This is a genomic window from Kitasatospora sp. NPDC059146 (assembly GCF_042786665.1).
Lineage (GTDB): Bacteria > Actinomycetota > Actinomycetes > Streptomycetales > Streptomycetaceae > Kitasatospora.
Map to the genome: position 1 here is coordinate 1 of NZ_JBHZCY010000140.1, position 17,248 is coordinate 17,248.

Below are 17,248 nucleotides of genomic sequence, written 5' to 3' on the forward strand. Positions count from 1 at the left end.
GTTCCGAACCGGTTCCGGGTCGGTCCGGGGGTCAGTCCGGAGGTCGGTCCGGAGCCTGCGCCGGGACCACGGGGTGGGCGCGGCGAGCCGGGTCAGCCGAAGGACAGCAGCATCACCGGGGCCGAACTCGGGTGCGCCGAGCCGCCCGCCGGTTCGACCGTCACGCCGATGCCGCTGGCCCCGTCCAGCGGCCCGGACAGCAGCAGCGCCCCGTCGCTGCCCGGCAGCAGTCCGGCCGGACGCATCGTCCCGGAGTCGTTGAACCACAGCTGGTAGGTGCTGCCCGCGCCCGGCGCGGGCATCCCGGAGGCCAGGAACGCGGCCCGGTCCCGGCTGGGCGACCACACCACCGTCCCCACGCCCGCCCCGCCCGCCGCCGCCCCGGTGGCGGTGCGGGCGTCGGGCGCGGCGAGCAGGCCCGCGACGTGGTCCTGCGCCTGCTGGAGCGCGGTGGCGCGGGCCCGGGCCCGGTCGGCCTCCTGGTGCTGCTGGACGGCGACGCCCCCGGCGCCGACCGCCAGGGCCAGGCAGGCGGCGAGCGCCAGCCTCGGAAGGCCGCGGCGCAGCGGCCCGGGCCGGCGGGCGTCCACGGCGGGGGGAGCGGTGCGCGGGGCCTCCTGGCGGAGGGTGGGCAGCGCGGCCAGCACCCTGGCCTTGAGGGCCTCCGGCGCGACGACGGAGTCCGCGGCGGCGAGCCTGGCCAGGGTCGCGGCGAACTCCGCGACCTCCAGGGCGCAGGCCGGGCAGCCGGCCAGGTGGCGTTCGAACTCGGCGCTCTCGGCCGGCTCCAGGGCGTGGGTGGCGTAGGCGCCGGTCAGGGTGTGCAGGTCGGCGACGGTCATGCTCCCACCCCCAGGCAGTCGCGCAGCCGGATCAGTCCGTCGCGCATCCGGGTCTTGATCGTGCCCAGCGGTGCGCCGAGGACCTCGGCCACCTGGGGGTAGGTGTAGCCGCGGTAGTAGGCGAGTGTCAACGCCTCCCGCTGCAGATCGGTGAGCGTCCTCATGCAGCGCCGCACCTGTTCGCGCTCCAGCCGGCCCTCGACCTGCTCGGCGACCTCGTCGAACACCGGGGCGTGGGCGGCGGCGGCCGCCCGCTGGTCGCGGTCGGCGGCGGCCTGCGCGGCCCGGACCCGGTCCACCGCGCGCCGGTGGGCGATGGTCAGCACCCAGGGCATGACCTCGCCGCGCTCGGCCCGGTAGCGGGCGGCGGTGCGCCACACCTCCAGCAGCACCTCCTGGGCCACCTCCTCGGACTGCGCCGGGTCCCGCAGTACCCGGCGCACCAGGCCCAGCACCGGGCCGGCCACCGCGTCGTACAGGCGGGAGAAGGCGTCCTGGTCGCCCCGGGCGACCCGGGCGACGAGTTCCCGCAGGTTCGGGCCGGGCAGGGCCGGCCCGGACAGGTGCACGACGGCGCTCATCCGGCCGCTCCTGCGGTACGGCGGGTGGGCGGCGGGCCGCACGGGCGGAGGGCGGGCATGACGGGCCTCCCGGGTCGTGGCCGGAGTGGAGCCCGGCCGGGTGGACAGTACGGCTGACACCCGCTCTTCGGTGCGGGCGGCGCGCCGGATTGGTCCGGGATCGCCCCGGCGCGGCGGAGCCGCCCCGATCCATCGGGGACGCGCCCAATCCGTCCGGGAGCGGGCGACGAATCCCTGGGCGGAAGGCGGTCCGCCCGGCACCGGGCCGGCCCGCGAGACGCCCCTTCGGTACGAGCGGAGGCTTCCCACCATGGCTCCCACCCGCCTCGCAAGGCCCCCCGACGGTCGCCGCGACGACCTCGTGGCGCGGATCGTGCGCGCTGTCGCCGAGGGCGACGGCGCCGCCGTGGACGTGCTGCTGGCGGTGCTGGAGGCCGTCGCGGACGAACCGACGCTGCGCCGGCTGTCCGCGGAGCTGAGCCACCTGGCGCTGCCGCCGGCCGCCGGGCCGGGCCCTACCTCCGGTTCGCGGCCTGCTTGACGGTCCTGATCGACGGCGCCGTCTCGACGTGGCCGACCGCCGGGAGCGCGGCCACCCTGTTGGTCAGGTAGCGGTACAGCGCGCGCCGGTCCGCGCACACCACGGTGGCGTACAGATTGGTCGGCCCGGTGGTGGCGCAGGCGAAGGCGACCTCCGGGTGCCCGGCCAGCGCCCGGCCCGCCTCCTCCAGGTACGGGGGAGCGACCGAGATCCACAGCAGGGTGCGGGTGCCGACACCGAGCAGGTGGGGGTCGCAGTCGATGTCCAGGTAGAGCACCCCGCGTTCGCGCAGCTCCGCCATCCGGCGCCGGACGGTCGTTGGTGACCAGCCGGTGGCGGCGGCGAGCTCCTCGAACCCGGCCCGGCCGTCCGTTTCGAGGGCGGCGAGCAGCCGGCGGTCGCCGTCGTCCAGCCGCACCGGTCCGCGCGGGTGGGCCGGCGCGGGCGGTGCGGGCGATGCGGCCGACGCGGGCGGGCTCAGGGCCGCGACGGTGGCTCCGTCCAGCGGCCCGAGCTTGGCGATGAGGCTGTCCGGGCCGCCGTAGAAGGAGTGCAGCACCGAGTGCGCGCTCACCCCCTCCACCCGCGGGGTGCGGGGGAGCCGGGCCAGCAGCAGGGCCTCGCTGTCGGCCTCGGTCTCGGCCCGGACGGTGCAGGTGATCTCGGTGCCGCCGGAGGTCAGGCTGACCCAGGAGGTGTCGGGGCGGCGGGCCAGCGCCTCGGCGACCGCGCCCGCCGCGGCGGGCGCGCAGCGCACCCGCAGCAGCCACAGTTCGGCGCCCAGCGCGAGCGGGTCGACCCCGCCGAGCACCCGTACCGCGCCGGTCGAGCGCAGCCTGGCGTACCGGCGGGCGACGGTGCGGTCCGACACCCCGAGGGCGGCGGCGATGGTGCTGAACGGGGCCCGGCCGTCGATCTGCAGGGCGTGGACGAGGCGGCGGTCCAGCTCGTCGTAGTCGGATTCCACCGTGCCGAGGGTAGCGGGTGTCGGATTCCGTCACCATCGCGCCGGTCACTGGGCCAACGGCCCTTGGTGGAGCGAGCGTTGACCCCGTCGACGGAACCCGGCCGGTCGCGGGAGGACGCGCCGGGCGGAACCGTCCGAGGAACCCGAGGAGAAGCACCGTGGACACCGAGGTACTCGTCGTCGGAGCCGGCCCGACCGGCCTGACGGCGGCCAACGAACTGCTGCTGGCGGGCGTGTCGACCGTACTCGTCGACCGCCTGCCCGGGCGCAGCACCCTCTCCAGGGCGGGCGGCGTGCAGACCCGCACCCTGGAACTGCTCGACCAGCGCGGCCTGCTGGACCCGCTGCTGGCCGGCGGGGACCACCCGGTCGGCGGGAGCCACTTCGCGGGCATCCCGCTGCCGGACGCCCCCGCCGACGACCCCGGGCCGGGCGCGTTCCGCCCGCGCCGGCCCTGGCGCTCCGTCCCCCAGGTCGTGCTGGAGGCCTTCCTGGAGGAGCACCTCGCCGGGCAGGGCCTCACGGTCCGGCGCGACCACGAACTGGTCGCCCTCGCCCAGGACGAGGAGGCCGTCACCGCGACCTTCGCCGGCGGCCGGGTGCTCCGGGCCCGCCACCTGGTCGCCGCCGACGGCGGCCACAGCACCGTACGGTCCCTGCTCAAGGCCGAATTCCCGGGCCGGGCAGGCACCGTGACCACGATCGCCGCGGACGTCCGGCTGAGCGGCGCCGACGGTCTGCCCACCCACCACCGCGGCCCGGACGGCCACTGGACGGGGATCTTCCCGCTCGGCACCGACGACCGGGGCCGCCCGCTGCGCCGCCTCGCCATGGGCGGGCCGGGCCGCTCGCTGCCCAGGGACGTCCCGATCACCGAGGAGGAGATCCGCGAGGGGCTGCGGGCCGTGTTCGGCGAGCGGGTGCAGCTGCTCGAACTGTGCCACGCCCGCCGCATCACCGACGCGGCCCGGCAGGTCGCCCGGTACCGGCACGGGAGGGTGTTCCTGGCCGGCGACGCGGCCCACGTCCACCTCCCGCTCGGCGCCCAGGGCATGAACGGGGGGATGCAGGACGCCTTCAACCTCGGCTGGAAGCTCGGCGCCGCGGTCCGGGGCTGGGCACCGGAGGGCCTGCTCGACAGCTACCACACCGAACGCCACCTGACCGGGACGACCGTGCTGCGCAACGTCCAGGCGCAGGGCCTGCTGATGGACTGGGCGGGCAGCCGCGACCCGGACGTGCTGGCCACCCGGGACCTCTTCACCGAGCTGATCGCCCTGCCGGAGGTCCACCGCCGGCTGAGCGAGGTGATGTCCGGAACGGCCACCCGCTACCCGATGCCGGACACCGGCCCCCACCCGCTGCTCGGCGGGCCGGTGCCGGACGCCGACCTCGGCCCGGTGCGGCTGCACCAACTCCTGCGCTCCGGCCGGGGCGTGCTGCTCGACCCGCAGGGCGCCCTCGCCGAGGCCCTCGCCCCCTGGTCCGACCGGGTGGACCGGGTGGACCGGTTCGACGGGGGAGCCCGCGTCGAACCGATGCTGATCCGTCCGGACGGCCACGTCTGCTGGGTGGGCACCCCGGAAACCCTCCGGCCGTCCCTGATCCGCTGGTTCGGTGCCCCGCGCCAGGTGGCCTGACGCACCGTCAGTCTCGCAGCGCCCCCGGACCGTTCCCGGTCGTCCGGGGGCGCAACGGTTCACGAGGTCGGCGGCGGGTAGCCGCGGGCGCGGACCAGGTCGTGCACGAGTGCGGTGAAGGCCCCGGTGGCGGCGCTCCGGTAGGCCTCGGCGCGGTGCAGCAGGGCGACGGTGCGGGTGGGGAGGGGCGGTTCGAGCGGGACGCGGGCGAGCCGCGGGTGGTCGTGGGTGACGGCGTCCGGGAGCACGGTGGCGAGCGGGGTGCGCTGGACGATCTCGGTGAGGGCCTGGACGGAGTTGGCCTCGACCGCGATCCGCGGGCTGACGCCGTGCCGGGCGAGGTGGTCGTCGATGTGGCCGCGGGTGGCGAAGTCGCCGCTGAGCAGGGCCAGTCGGCGGTCGGCGAGCTCCCGCACGGGGAGGGCCGCACAGGCGGGCGGGTCGTCGCCGGCGCGGGTGACCAGGGTGAGGTGCTCGGTGAACAGGGCGGTGGCGGTGACGCCGGGCAGGTGGGGCCTCTGGAAGGCGATGCCGAGGTCGAACTCGTCGGTGAGCAGCCCGGTTTCGATGCGGTCCTGGCTGGTCTCCCGGACGGTCAGGGCGATGCCGGGGTGGCGGGTGTGGAGCTCGGCGGCGAGCGGGCCGACGAGGTAGGCGGTGAAGGTCGGGGTGACGGCCAGGCGCAGCCGCCCGCGCGAGAGGTCCTGGACGTCGTGGACGGCGCGTTCGGCGGCGGCGAGGTCCCGCAGCGCGCCGCGGGCGTGGTGGGCGTACGCCCGGCCGGCGTCGGTGAGGCGCACGGTGCGGCCGGTGCGGTCCAGCAGCTGGGCGCCCAGGGTCCGTTCGAGCTGCTTGACCTGCTGGGACAGCGTCGGCTGGGAGATGTTCAGCTCCTCGGCGGCGCGGGTGAAGTTGCCGTGGTCGGCCACGGCGAGCAGATAGCGCAGATGGCGCAGTTCCAGGGCCATGGACCGAACTATAGACCCCATCGATGAGAACGATCGGTAACAGCTCTTGGACGCTATAGCCCCAGGTCGTGCACTGTGGATCCCGCCAGGCCGCACCGGCCCGGCGCCACGAGAGGGAGTGACCCCATGCGTGACTTCACCGAGGGCATCGCGCACTTCCAGCGGGACGTGTTCCCCGCAAAGGAGGAGCTCTTCGCCCGGCTCGCCGCCGACCACAGCCCGCACACGCTGTTCATCGGCTGCTCCGACGCCCGCGTCGTGCCGGAGCTGATCACCGGCTCCGACCCGGGTGAGCTGTTCGTGATCCGCACCGCGGGCAACCTGGTGCCCGCCTACACCCCCGGGGCCGACGGCGTCACCGCGAGCATCGAGTACGCCGTCGCCGCCCTGGGCGTCCGGGACATCGTGGTCTGCGGGCACTCCGGATGCGGCGCGATGACCGCCCTCGCCCACGGCCACGACCTCAGCGGAGCCCCGGCCGTCGCCGACTGGTTGCGGCTCGCCGACGCCTCGGTGGCGCGCACCGCCACCGCGGGGGACGTCCCGGCCCTGGTGCGGCAGAACGTGCTCGCCCAGCTGGCGAACCTGGCCACCCACCCGTCCGTCGCCCGCGCCCTGAGCGCGCGGGCACTCACCCTGCGCGGCTGGGTCTTCGACATCGCCACCGGCGGCGTCGAGGACCTCACCGCCACCACCGGCCGGGCTGCCGCACGCGCGGCCTGACCGACCCCCAGCCCCCGGAGCGTCCCCGCGGCGCCACCCGTAGCCCCACCGACCACGAGAAGGAACCTCCCATGGTGCACGCCCAGTTCGACCCCACCGCCCGCCAGCTGCTCGCCGTCGCCGCCGTCGAGGCCAAGACCCGCAAGGACCTCACCTGGCAGCAGATCGCCGACGTCTCCGGCCTGTCGGTGGCCTTCACCACCGCCGCCGTCCTCGGCCAGCACGCCCTGCCGAAGGAGGCCGCCGAGGCCGTCACCGAGATCCTGGGCCTGGACGCCGACGCGGCCGTGCTGCTGCAGACCATCCCCACCCGCGGCTCGATCCCCGGCGGCATCCCCACCGACCCGACCGTCTACCGCTTCTACGAGATGCTCCAGGTCTACGGCACCACCCTCAAGGCCCTCGTCCACGAGCAGTTCGGCGACGGCATCATCTCCGCGATCAACTTCAAGCTCGACGTCCGCAAGGTCGCCGACCCCGAGGGCGGCGAGCGCGCCGTCATCACGCTGGACGGCAAGTACCTGCCGACCAAGCCGTTCTGACCCACCCCTCTTCCCCTGCGGCGGGGCGGGGCCACCGCCCGCCCCGCCGCACCGCTCAGCGCGAGCTCAGGGAGCCGTGAGCCCGGGCAGGGGGCCGAACTCGGTGCAGAACTCGCAGTCGCAGGTGGTCAGCGAGTTCGCCTGGCAGTGGGCGGTGGCGAAGTAGCGCCCGGCGCAGGGTTCGGGGGCGACCGGGGCGCCGTCCTCGGGCAGCGTGCGGCGGCAGGCGCCGCAGCGGACGGCGACTGCGACGCCCGCTCGGCGCAGGTTCCGTGCGGCGGGCGCGGCGAGCTCGAAGGGGACGTCCGCCAGCAGGACGGCCGTCCCGGCGTCCAGCGCCAGGCCGGCCTGCCAGAGGCTCAGCCCGTTCACCGTGCGGACCGCCTTGAGCCGCACCGCGCCCCGGGGCGAGGGGCCGGCGAGCCGTACGGTGAACTGCGGATCCTCCACAACTCCCTCTCTGCCAAGCGGTGTTCCCGGCCTCGGCAGGCCAGTCAACTCCCCGCCCGGCCACCGCGCCAGCGGTTTTCCGTCCGGGCCGATCCAGGATGCGAGCCCCTCCACGCCGGCGTGGAGGGCGGGCCTGGCAGGGTGGGGTGGGACGGGATGCCGCTCGGGTGTCCGTCCGGTGATGGGGGTGCTGGTGGTGGGTGGATCGGTGGGCCGACGGGTGCCTCCGTTGGATCCGGAGGTGCGGGCGGCCGTGGAGGCCGCCGGGGCGCGGGCGCGGGAGGTGCTCACCACGGAGGGTCTGGCGGCCTGGCAGGAGCGGGACGCGCGCGTCCGGCCCCGGCCGACGCTCGACCGGCTGAGCGACGGCGGCCGGTTCGAGGTGACGGAGCTGCAGGTGCCGCGGGCCGACGGCGACGGCGCGCTCACCCTGGTCAGCGCGCGGCCCGCCGGGATCCGGGAGCCGCTGCCGCTGCTCTACTACCTGCACGGCGGCGGGATGGTGACGGGCAACGCGTGGTCCGTCCTGCCCCGGGTGCTGCGCTCCTGGGCGCTGCCCCTGCGGCTGGCCGTGGTCTCCGTCGAGTACCCGCTGGCGCCGCGCACCCGCTTTCCCGGGGCCGTCGAGGACTGTTACGCCGGGCTCGGCTGGGTCGCCGAGCACGCGGACGAACTGGCCGTGGACGCCGGGCGCCTGGTCATCGGCGGCAAGAGCGCCGGCGGCGGGCTCGCCGCCGCCCTCGCCCACCTGGTCCGCGACCGCGGCGGACCGGCGCCGATCGGCCAGCTGCTGCTCAGCCCGATGCTCGACGACCGCGGCGACACCTTCTCCAGCCACCAGATGGTCGGTCACGACACCTGGGACCGCGGCTCCAACGCCACCGCCTGGCAGGCCGTGCTCGGCGACCGCCACGGCGCCGCCGACCTCTCCCCGTACGCGGCCCCGGCCCGCGCCACCGACCTCACCGGGCTGCCCGCCGCGTACCTCGACGTGGGCTCCGCCGAGACCTTCCGGGACGAGGCCGTCGGCTACGCCGACGCGCTCTGGAAGGCCGGGGGCGAGGCCGAACTCCACGTCTGGCCCGGCGCGTGCCACGGCTTCGACACCCTCGCCCCGCACTCCGCCCTGGCCCGGGACGCCCAGGAGGCCCGCACCCGCTGGCTCCGGCGCGTCCTCCAGCGGTGACGCGGCGGCCCCGGGCGGCCGGGGCGGAAAACGATTCGACCGGGGCGGCCGCCGGACGGGATGCTTCGGGGATGGAGTTCCTCTGCTACCACCGCGACCGGCCCGGGTCCCTGCCGCTGCGCGACGAACTGCTCGAAGCGCACCGGTCCTACATGGACGGGTTCGCGCAGGAGATGATCGCCCGGGGGCCGACGCTCACCGCCGACGGGGCCCTGCCCACCGGCAGCGTGCACGTCCTCGACCTGCCCGGCCCGGCCGCCGCCCGGGCGTTCGCCTTCGAGGAGCCGGGCTACCAGGCCGGGGTCTACCGGGACGTGCTGCTGCGGCGGTGGCGCAACCTGCTGGGGCGCACCATGTGGGACTTCCCCGGCGGCCGGACCGGGGGCACCCGCTACCTCGTGCTCGGCCTCGGCGGCGGGCAGCCCGTCGACCTCGCGGTGCCGGCCGACCGGGAGGAGCTCATCGCCTACGGGCCGCTGCTCTCCGACGACGGGACGGCCTGGCTGGGCACGGCCGTCCTGCTCCGGGCGCCGGATCCGGACGCGGCGCGGGCGGTGCTGACCGCGGACGGCTACGCCGACGTCGAGGTGCACCGGTGGCAGTTCGGCGGCCGCCCGTCCTGACGACCCGGTCCGGTACCGTCGCCCGGGCGAGAACCTACGCCCCGGTGTCCGTGCGTTCCTCCGGCCGGCCGGGCTCGGCCCAGCGGGTGTGGTAGCTGCCCGGCCGGTCGGTGCGGCGGTAGGTGTGGGCGCCGAAGAAGTCGCGCTGGCCCTGGATCAGTGCGGCGGGCAGCCGCTCGCTGCGCAGGGTGTCGAAGTAGGCCAGCGCGGCGGAGAAGGCCGGCACCGGGATGCCGTGCTGGGCTGCCCCGGCGACGACCGTGCGCCAGGCGGCCTGGGCGTCGGCGACCTCGGTGGCGAACTGCGGTTCGGCGAGCAGGCTGACCAGGTCGGGGTCGGCGGCGTGGGCGGCGCGGATCCGGTCGAGGAAGGCGGCCCGGATGATGCAGCCGCCGCGCCAGATCCGCGCCACCGCGCCGAGGTCGATGTCCCAGCCGTACTCGGCCGCGGCGTCGCGGATCATCGTCCAGCCCTGGTCGTAGGCGATGACCTTGGAGGCGTAGAGGGCCTGTTCGACGTCCCGGGTGAAGCGTTCGGCCTCGTGCGGGTGCAGCGGGTGGACGGTGCCGCCGGGCAGCGGCCGGTAGGCCTCGCGCAGCGCCGTCCGGGCGGAGGCGACCCGGGCGAAGGTGGCCTGGGCGATGGCGGTGACCGGGGAGCCGAGGTCGAGGGCGGTCTGCACGGTCCAGCGCCCGGTGCCCTTCTGCTCGGCGGCGTCCTGGACGATGTCGACGAAGGGCCTGCCGGTGTCGGCGTCGGTGTGGGCGAGGACCTCGGCGGTGATCCCGATCAGGTAGGAGTCGAGCCGCCCCCGGTTCCAGCGCTCGAAGACGCCGGCGATCTCGGCGGGGGAGTACCCGCCGACGTCCCGTAGCAGGTGGTAGGCCTCGGCGATGAGCTGCATGTCGGCGTACTCGATGCCGTTGTGGACCATCTTCACGAAGTGGCCGGCCCCGTCGCTGCCGATGTGGGTGCAGCACGGCTCGCCGTCCACGTGGGCGCTGATCCGCTCCAGCATGGGGCCGAGCACGGTGTACGACTCGGCGGAGCCGCCGGGCATGACCGAGGGGCCGAGCAGCGCGCCCTCCTCCCCGCCGGAGACGCCGCTGCCGACGAAGTGGATGCCCTGCTCGCGCAGCGCCCTCTCCCGTCGGCGGGTGTCGGCGAAGTGGGCGTTGCCGCCGTCGATGATCATGTCGCCGGGTTCCAGCAGCGGCGCGAACTCCTCGATGACCTCGTCGGTGGGCCCGCCGGCCTTCACCATGATCAGCAGACGGCGCGGACGTTCCAACGCGGCCACGAAGTCCCGCGGCGACTCGGCGGGGACGAAGGTGCCCTCGTGGCCGAACTCCTCGACCAGGGCCCTGGTCCGGGCCGGGGTGCGGTTGTGCACCGCGACCGTGTAGCCGTTGCGGGCGAAGTTCCGCGCCAGGTTGCGGCCCATGACCGCCAGGCCCGTCACGCCGATCTGTGCCGAACCGATCGCGGCTGCGTCCATGAGCTGTGCTTCCTTCCTCGGGGCCGGCCGACGGAGCGGAGCGCGCCGACCGCGTGCCGCGCACGCGAAGGACCGCCCTGGGCGGTCGGAGTCCAGGATCACCGGCGGACGGTGCCGCCCGCCCGGGGGGCTGGGCCGTTCAGGTGCCCGGAGGCGCCCGCCGACCCCGCCGCACCGACCCTACTCCCGCGTCAAGTCCCATGGCAGGGCAAGGCGTTGGTGGGCGACGGGTAAAATCCCGGGCCGCCCGGCGGAGCGGACCGGTGCTGTTCACGTTCCGGCCGCCACCGGTACACCGGGGCCTCCCACCCTGGGGGCCGCACCGCCGCAGTCACCTCCCCTCCCCCCTTCCACAGGAGACCTCCGTGACCCGTCGTTACGTCCGACTGGCCGCCACCCTCGGCGCCGCCGGTGTGCTGGCCGGATCCACCGTCGCCCAGGCCGCCGCCGCCGAGGAGGGCCGCGGCGCCCACCGGGCCCAGCACGTCCTGCTGGTGTCGGTGGACGGCCTGCACCAGTCGGACCTCGCCCGTTTCGTGGCCGCGCACCCGCAGTCGGCGCTGGCCCGGCTGGTCCGCGGCGGCGTCGAGTACACCCACGCCGCCACCACCGACCCGTCCGACTCCTTCCCCGGCATGGTCGCCCAGCTGACCGGCGGCGGCCCCGGCACCACCGGCGTCTACTACGACGACACCTACAACGCCGCGCTGCTCCCGGCCGGCACCACCGACTGCGCCCACGCGAAGCCGGGCGTCGAGGTCGACCTCACCGAGGACCTGGACAAGAACAAGGACGCGCTCGACGCCGGCCAGGGCCTGCCCGGCCTGCCCGGGTCCATCCTGCGGATGACCGGCAACCCGCAGGCCCTGATCGACCCGGCCAAGCTGCCGGTCGACCCGCGGACCTGCAAGCCGGTCTACCCGCACTCCTACCTCCAGGTGAACACCGTCTTCGAGGTGGCCCGCCAGGCCGGCCTGCGCACCGCCTGGTCGGACAAGCACGCCGCCTACGACATCCTCAACGGCCCCTCCGGCACCGGCATCCAGGACCTCTTCACCCCCGAGGTGAACAGCAACGCCACCGGCTACAAGGGCGACTGGACCAAGGACAACCAGGCCACCGAGCAGTACGACTCGTACAAGGTGCAGGCCGTCCTCAACGAGATCGACGGCTACGACCACAGCCGTGCGCAGCGGGTCGGCACCCCGGCCGTCTTCGGCCTGAACTTCCAGTCCGTCTCCACCGCGCAGAAGCTGGCGAGCTCCGACGGCCTCCAGGGCGGCTACGTCGCCAACGGCGTGCCCGGCCCGCTGGTGGAGAAGAACCTGGCGTACGTCGACCAGCAGATCGGCGCGCTGACCGCCGAACTGCGCAAGCAGCACCTCGACCGCTCCACGACCGTCATCCTCTCCGCGAAGCACGGCCAGTCCCCGATCGACCCGGCCGCGCTCAACCGGATCGACGACGGCCCGCTGCTCGACGGCCTCGACGCCGCCTGGAAGGCCGCCCACCCGGGTGCGGACGCCCTGGTCGCCCATGCGGTCGACGACGACGGCGTGCTGCTCTGGCTCAACGACCGCTCCCCGGCCGCCACCTCCTTCGCCAAGGCCTACCTGCTGGCGCAGAACGGCACCGGCGTCGGCATCGACGGCAAGGCCCGGCCGTTCACCGGCAGCGGCGTCCAGAAGGTCTACGCCGGGGCGGAGGCCGCCGGCCACTTCGGCGTCGCCCCGGGCGACCCGCGGGTGCCGGACGTCTTCGGCGTCGCGCAGTACGGCGTCGTCTACACCGGCGGCAGCAAGATCGCCGAGCACGGTGGCGCCCACGCCGACGACCTGAACGTCCCGCTCGTCGTCTCCGGCGCGGCCACCCCGGGCGGCGTCCGCCGGGAGGAGAAGGTCGAGACCAAGCAGATCGCCCCGACCGTCCTCGATCTGCTCGGCCTCCAGCCGCACGACCTCCAGGCCGTGCGCGCCGAGCACACCCGGGTGCTGCCCGTCCGCTGAACCGCCGGCGGTGGGCCGGGGCGGCCCGCCGGGCCGCGGATAATCACCTGATCCCCGGCGTCCCGTCAGGTATCGTCGCGCGTCGTCGGACCGGGCCCTTCGGCCCGGCGACGCGCGACGCGGAACCCAGGGGGAACGAATGACGGTCAACCAGCCCGGTCAGGTCCTGATCACCGGAGCCGCCGGCCGGATGGGCAGCTGCCTGCGGGAGTTGCTGCCCGGGTACGGCCACCGGCTGCGCGGCTTCGACCGGCTGCCCGTGCCCGGCGATCCCGGGGCCGTCACCGCCGACCTGCTGGACGTCGAGGCGCTGGCGGCGGCGATGGACGGGGTCGACGCCGTGGTCCACCTGGCCGGGATCCCGGGGGAGGCGCCGTTCGCCGACATCCTGGCCGCCAACATCGAGGGCACCTACCGGCTGTACGACGCGGCCCGGGAGGCCGGCGTCCGCCGGATCGTGTACGCCAGCAGCAACCACGCGACGGGCTTCACCGAGCGGCCCGCCGACGGCGGCACCGTGCCGGTGGACGCGCCGCAGCGGCCCGACACGTACTACGGGGTCTCCAAGTGCTTCGGCGAGAGCCTCGCCTCGCTGTACGCCGACCGGCACGGCATCGAGACCGTCTCCCTGCGCATCGGCTCCTTCACCGAGCGCCCCCGCAGCATCCGGATGCTCGCCACCTGGCTCAGCCCCGGCGACTGGGCCCGCCTCGCGCACGCCGCCCTCACCGGCCCCGTCACCGGCCACACCGTGGCCTACGGGATCTCCGCCAACACCCGCGCCTGGTGGGACCTCTCGACGGCCCGGGCGCTCGGCTACCGGCCGCAGGACGACGCCGAGTCCTTCGCCGCCGAACTCATCGCCGAACTGGGCGAGTTGTCCCCCGAGGACCCGGAACACCGCTACCTCGGCGGCCGCTTCACCCAGACCGGCCGCTGACCGCCGCCCCGGACATGGCAGACTCGGCCGGATGATCGTGATGCAGCCCGTCCTGGAGACGAGGCCCCTGGACGGCTTCGACCTCTGGCCCGTCGCCGGGACCGGGTCCGCCGGGTTCCTCGCCCTCGACGGCGGGCTGTCGCCCGCGGAGGTCGGGACGGCGGTGATGCTGGTCGCCCGCTGCAACGACATCGATCCCGACGTCGACCCCGACGGCGGGCGGCCGCCGCGGCCCGCCGATCCGCTGGACTCCTTCCTGCACGGGCTGCTGACCTTCGAGCAGGTGTACGCGGCGGGCGGGCTGCGGGTCACCGACCGGGCCTCCGGCATCGAGTTCCAGCCCGGCTGCTGCGACGGCCTGGAGGACTGGCGGGACTGGCACGGACTGTTGGAGCACGGCGGGCTGGTCGGCTACGGGCACGAGCCGGTCTCCCCGCTCGCGGAGCGGTTCGGCAGCACCGTCCGGCTCACGGTCAACGCCGACCAGCCCGACAGCCCCGTGATCGTGCTGCCGGTCGCGGACCTGGGCGGGCTGCTCGCCGGGGTCGAACGGGACCTGGGCGCTTTCCTCGGGCTGGCCGGCGACTGGGCCGGTGAGTACCTGCCGCCCGGTCGCCGGGGCCCCGTCATCGCCGCCGTTGCCCGGGCCCTCGACCTGCCCGCGCCGACCGTGCCGGGCGCTACCTGAGCAGGAAGTCGTAGACCGCCTGCCGTCCGACCGGGTTGGCCGCGCGGTTCTGCACGGAGTGGGCCGCTCCGGGGACGATCACGATCTCCGGGTGGTGCACCAACTGGGCCTGCTCGTAGAGCAGTTCGTGCGGCGTGGCGATGTCCCGGTCGCCGCCGAGCAGCAGGACCGGCACGTCGGGCAGCTTGCGGTGGGCCGGGGGCAGCGGCGGCACCGGCTCGCGGGGCCAGTCCAGGCAGACCAGCAGGCTGCCGAGGCCGGTCGCGGTCGCCGGGTCGAACGGCCAGGTCTGTTCGGCGGTCAGCCGCTGCCGGGTGCGTTCCAGCGCGGCGGCGCGGCCCGCCACCGGTGTGTCGGTGCTGCCCCAGGGGAAGCGCCCGTCGGCGCACACGGTGGCGGAGTGCAGGCCCTGGCTGAGGTCCTCGGCCGCGGCGGCGTCGACCACCTGGTGGACGAGGGCGAAGAAGTCCTGGAGCTTCGCGGGCTGCCCGGCGGCGGCCTCGTGCAGGATCTCCGGGACGGCGCCGAAGTCCGGGTCGATGAACTCGTAGCCGGTCAGCGCGCCGAGGATCTGCGCGCCGTTGCCGTACCGCCGGACGGTGGCGGCGAGGTCGGCGGCTGGGTCGGTGGTGCAGCCGGTGGCCCGGCAGGCGGCGCGCAGCACCCGGGCGGTGGCGGGCATCGCGGCCAGGTCGAGCGGGTCGAAACCGCTCTGCGGCGCCACCGAGTCGAGCACCAGGCGGGCCACCCGGGAGGGGTGGGCGAGGGCGTAGCGCTCGGCGACGATGGTGCCGTAGGAGACGCCGTCCAGGGTGAGCCGGCGGTCGCCGAGGGCGCGGCGCAGCAGGTCGATGTCGGCGACGGTGTCCGCCGTGCCGTAGTAGCGGGCGTTCGGGCCGAGGGCGGTGGCGCAGTCGGCGATGGACTGCTTGCGGGGTACGGCGAGGTCGGAGGAGCCCATGTCCTCCTGGAGGCCCGGGCACTGGAGGGCGCCCCGGCCGGTGCCGCGCTGGTCGAACATCACCAGGCGGTAGTCCTTGAGGACGGGCTCCAGCTTGCCCGCCATCTGCCGGATCGACGGGACGCTGGACTGGCCGGGGCCGCCGGAGAGGAACAGCAGGTCGCCCTTGGGCGGACTGCTGTTGTTGCTGAGGGCGACCGCCAGGTCGAGGGTGCCGGGGGTCCGGCCGCTGTGGTCGAGCGGCACGGTGAGGGTTCCGCAGGTGAATTCGGGTGCGTCCGGGCAGGGTGCCTGCCCGGTGACGCCGCCGCCGTGGCCCGGTGGTTCGGCCGGGGCGGCGAGGGCGGGGCCGGCCAGGGTGGTGGCGGCCGCCACCGCGACGGCGCCCAGCAGGGCGGCGATGCGGCCGCGCCTGCTGGTCCTGCCCGTCTTGTTCGTCGCGTTCGCCAGGTTCGTCAGGTTCGTCATGGGCGTCCGGGGTCCTTCCGCTCACGCCGCGTCCGCGTGGACGCGGTCGGGAACCAGCCTGCGCACCGGGACACTTCGTTGGCGAGCGTCCGGACGCGATTCGCCCCGGGAACGGACCGTCAGGACCCGAACAGCCCCGGACGGCTCCGGGGGCGTGCAGTGGTGAGCCACCCGTCGCGGACCTCCCAGGTGCCGCCGTCCGCGGTGGCGCCGCGCAGGCCGTGCAGGGTGTCGGGGCCCGCGAGGGCGATCATGTGCGGCTCGGCGAGGGCGGCGGAGCCGAAGGTCCGTTCGGCCGTCCAGGCGGTGCTGTGCCGGAGCCGCCGGGCCAGTCGGGCCCAGCCGAGGGGCGCGGCGGCGATCACCCAGGCGTCGGGCTCCTGGGCGGTGAGGCGCCGGGCCGGGCGCAGCCAGGAGGCGGCGTGTTCGGGCCAGTCGGTGACGGTGAGGACGGTGCCGCCGCGGGCCTGCCAGGCCTCGGTGAAGGCCAGGGCCGTCGCGCGGGAGGCTTCGTCGCGGCTGTGGCCGACGGCGACGGTGTGCACCCGGGGGCGGCTCGTGGTCAACAGGTGCAGCAGGGCGGCGAGTTCGACCTCGGTGTGCCGGGCGGGCACGGGCAGCGGCCGGTCGGCGGGTTCCGGGGCGGGCACGGGGGTGGGCACGGCGTCCCCGGCTCAGGCGTCGTGGAAGACGAGCCCGAGGGCGTGGCGCCGCCCCGAGCGTACGGTGCTCACGCCGTGCCGGACGGGGGCGGCGGAGTGGCCCCGGGCGGAGCGCACGGGCCGGTCGCGGGTGGTGAACACCAGGCCGTGGCCCTGGGGGAGGACGGTGCTGGTGCCGCGGGACTGTGCGCGGGGGCGCTGTTCGACCAGCAGGAACTCGCCGCCGGTGTAGTCGGTGCCGTGCCGGTCGAGGCCGATGACCACCTGGAGCGGGAAGACGAGGTCGCCGAAGAGGTCGCGGTGCAGCGCGTTCCAGTCGCCGGCCCCGTAGCGGAGCAGGATCTGCGAGGACTTGGCCTGGCCGGCCGCGTGGCACTGCTCCAGCCACTCGTCGAGGGAGTCGGGCCAGGGCGCGGGGCGGCCGAGCTTCGCCGCCCAGTCGCGGGCGACGGTGAGCAGGTGCGGGTAGAGGGCCCGGCGCAGGGCGTCGACGGGTGGCGGCGGCTGGTGGGTGAAGTAGCGGTACCGGCCGGAGCCGAAGCGGTGGCGGGCCATGTCGACGGTGCTGCGGAACAGGTCGTCGCGGTCGTAGTGGGCGGCCAGTTCCCGGCATTCCGCGGGGGTGAGGAGCTGGGGGGTGAGGGCGCAGCCGTGGGCGTCGAGCTCTTCGGCGAGGGCGGGCCAGTCGGCCGAGTCGACGCGCTGCCGTACGGGTGCGGGGGAGGCGGTGGTGGTTCGGGTGCTCACGGGCCCAGTCTGCGGTGCGGCGTTGCCTGCTGCTGGCGGCTTTCGGACCGGGAGGTGTCGGCACGGCTTTGGGTGGCGGCGCGGCCGCGGGTGGCGGCGGGGCGTGCCGGTGGCCCGACCCCCACCGCGGGGGGGGGGCACCGCCCGGGGGGAAGAGAACGTTTAGGGGGGGGGGTGGTGGGCCAAATATGGATGGGTTGTTTTTTAATAGGGGC

18 protein-coding genes are annotated in these 17,248 nt (G+C 75.5%); 9 read left to right on the plus strand and 9 right to left on the minus strand.

Annotated elements, in window-relative coordinates:
- Positions 1–92 precede the first annotated feature (92 nt).
- Complete coding sequence (locus ACFXPX_RS37105; protein ID WP_380644614.1) at positions 93–842, minus strand: anti-sigma factor domain-containing protein; 750 nt, start codon at positions 840–842, stop codon at positions 93–95.
- Positions 839–1,423, minus strand: a complete 585-nt coding sequence (sigK, locus tag ACFXPX_RS37110) for an ECF RNA polymerase sigma factor SigK (protein ID WP_380594286.1) — start codon at positions 1,421–1,423, stop codon at positions 839–841. Before sigK ends, ACFXPX_RS37105 begins: the two co-directional genes overlap by 4 nt.
- A 310-nt stretch (positions 1,424–1,733) precedes the next feature.
- Here sigK and ACFXPX_RS37115 point away from each other — a divergent pair, with 310 nt between their 5' ends.
- Positions 1,734–1,964, plus strand: a complete 231-nt coding sequence (locus ACFXPX_RS37115) for a hypothetical protein (protein ID WP_380644615.1) — start codon at positions 1,734–1,736, stop codon at positions 1,962–1,964.
- Here ACFXPX_RS37115 and ACFXPX_RS37120 read toward each other — a convergent pair.
- The gene (locus tag ACFXPX_RS37120; RefSeq protein WP_380644616.1) at positions 1,939–2,931 is read right to left on the minus strand and encodes an Lrp/AsnC family transcriptional regulator; all 993 of its coding nucleotides are present in this window, start codon (positions 2,929–2,931) and stop codon (positions 1,939–1,941) included. The two genes, ACFXPX_RS37115 and ACFXPX_RS37120, sit on opposite strands and share 26 nt — an antisense overlap.
- A 158-nt stretch (positions 2,932–3,089) precedes the next feature.
- Between ACFXPX_RS37120 and ACFXPX_RS37125 the strand changes: the two genes are divergently transcribed.
- The gene (locus ACFXPX_RS37125) at positions 3,090–4,571 is read left to right on the plus strand and encodes an FAD-dependent monooxygenase (RefSeq protein WP_380532325.1); all 1,482 of its coding nucleotides are present in this window, start codon (positions 3,090–3,092) and stop codon (positions 4,569–4,571) included.
- Positions 4,572–4,630: 59 nt separating this feature from the next.
- Here ACFXPX_RS37125 and cynR read toward each other — a convergent pair whose 3' ends face one another.
- Complete coding sequence (cynR, locus tag ACFXPX_RS37130) at positions 4,631–5,539, minus strand: transcriptional regulator CynR (protein WP_380644617.1); 909 nt, start codon at positions 5,537–5,539, stop codon at positions 4,631–4,633.
- Positions 5,540–5,665: 126 nt separating this feature from the next.
- Between cynR and ACFXPX_RS37135 the strand changes: the two genes are divergently transcribed.
- Positions 5,666–6,262, plus strand: coding sequence for a carbonic anhydrase (locus tag ACFXPX_RS37135; RefSeq protein WP_380532319.1), 597 nt, complete (start codon positions 5,666–5,668; stop codon positions 6,260–6,262).
- Positions 6,263–6,333: 71 nt separating this feature from the next.
- Positions 6,334–6,804: a cyanase gene (cynS, locus tag ACFXPX_RS37140; RefSeq protein WP_380532316.1), complete on the plus strand. Its 471-nt coding sequence runs from the start codon at positions 6,334–6,336 to the stop codon at positions 6,802–6,804.
- Positions 6,805–6,870: 66 nt separating this feature from the next.
- On the opposite strand, the gene ACFXPX_RS37145 is transcribed toward cynS, so the two are convergent.
- Positions 6,871–7,254 (minus strand): hypothetical protein, encoded by a 384-nt coding sequence (locus ACFXPX_RS37145; protein ID WP_380532313.1) that lies wholly within the window; start codon positions 7,252–7,254, stop codon positions 6,871–6,873.
- 220 nt (positions 7,255–7,474) lie between these two features.
- On the opposite strand from ACFXPX_RS37145, the gene ACFXPX_RS37150 reads away from it, so the two are divergent.
- Together ACFXPX_RS37150 and ACFXPX_RS37155 are read left to right on the plus strand one after the other, a co-directional pair.
- Positions 7,475–8,440, plus strand: a complete 966-nt coding sequence (locus ACFXPX_RS37150; protein ID WP_380532311.1) for an alpha/beta hydrolase — start codon at positions 7,475–7,477, stop codon at positions 8,438–8,440.
- A gap of 71 nt (positions 8,441–8,511) precedes the next feature.
- The gene (locus ACFXPX_RS37155; protein ID WP_380532308.1) at positions 8,512–9,063 is read left to right on the plus strand and encodes a YciI family protein; all 552 of its coding nucleotides are present in this window, start codon (positions 8,512–8,514) and stop codon (positions 9,061–9,063) included.
- A gap of 34 nt (positions 9,064–9,097) precedes the next feature.
- Here ACFXPX_RS37155 and gndA read toward each other — a convergent pair whose 3' ends face one another.
- A complete protein-coding gene (gene gndA / locus ACFXPX_RS37160) occupies positions 9,098–10,561 on the minus strand; it encodes an NADP-dependent phosphogluconate dehydrogenase (RefSeq protein ID WP_380594280.1) in 1,464 nt (487 codons plus the stop codon).
- Positions 10,562–10,926: 365 nt separating this feature from the next.
- Here gndA and ACFXPX_RS37165 point away from each other — a divergent pair, with 365 nt between their 5' ends.
- The 3 genes from ACFXPX_RS37165 to ACFXPX_RS37175 all read left to right on the plus strand — a co-directional run bounded on the left by ACFXPX_RS37165 (position 10,927) and on the right by ACFXPX_RS37175 (position 14,195).
- A complete protein-coding gene (locus tag ACFXPX_RS37165; protein ID WP_380644618.1) occupies positions 10,927–12,567 on the plus strand; it encodes an alkaline phosphatase family protein in 1,641 nt (546 codons plus the stop codon).
- 139 nt (positions 12,568–12,706) lie between these two features.
- Positions 12,707–13,507, plus strand: a complete 801-nt coding sequence (locus tag ACFXPX_RS37170) for an NAD-dependent epimerase/dehydratase family protein (RefSeq protein WP_380594276.1) — start codon at positions 12,707–12,709, stop codon at positions 13,505–13,507.
- Between the two features lie 31 nt (positions 13,508–13,538).
- Positions 13,539–14,195 carry a hypothetical protein gene (locus tag ACFXPX_RS37175; protein WP_380644619.1) on the plus strand — a complete coding sequence of 219 codons (657 nt, stop codon included), beginning with the start codon at positions 13,539–13,541 and terminating at the stop codon, positions 14,193–14,195.
- Here the strand turns inward: ACFXPX_RS37175 and ACFXPX_RS37180 are convergent.
- The 3 genes from ACFXPX_RS37180 to ACFXPX_RS37190 all read right to left on the minus strand — a co-directional run bounded on the left by ACFXPX_RS37180 (position 14,188) and on the right by ACFXPX_RS37190 (position 17,033).
- On the minus strand, positions 14,188–15,624 hold the full coding sequence (locus ACFXPX_RS37180) for an alpha/beta fold hydrolase (protein ID WP_380644620.1): 1,437 nt from the start codon (positions 15,622–15,624) through the stop codon (positions 14,188–14,190). The two genes, ACFXPX_RS37175 and ACFXPX_RS37180, sit on opposite strands and share 8 nt — an antisense overlap.
- Before the next feature lie 119 nt (positions 15,625–15,743).
- Positions 15,744–16,286 (minus strand): hypothetical protein, encoded by a 543-nt coding sequence (locus ACFXPX_RS37185; RefSeq protein ID WP_380644621.1) that lies wholly within the window; start codon positions 16,284–16,286, stop codon positions 15,744–15,746.
- A 12-nt stretch (positions 16,287–16,298) separates the two neighbouring features.
- Positions 16,299–17,033, minus strand: coding sequence for a 2OG-Fe(II) oxygenase (locus tag ACFXPX_RS37190; RefSeq protein WP_380644622.1), 735 nt, complete (start codon positions 17,031–17,033; stop codon positions 16,299–16,301).
- Positions 17,034–17,248 lie beyond the last annotated feature (215 nt).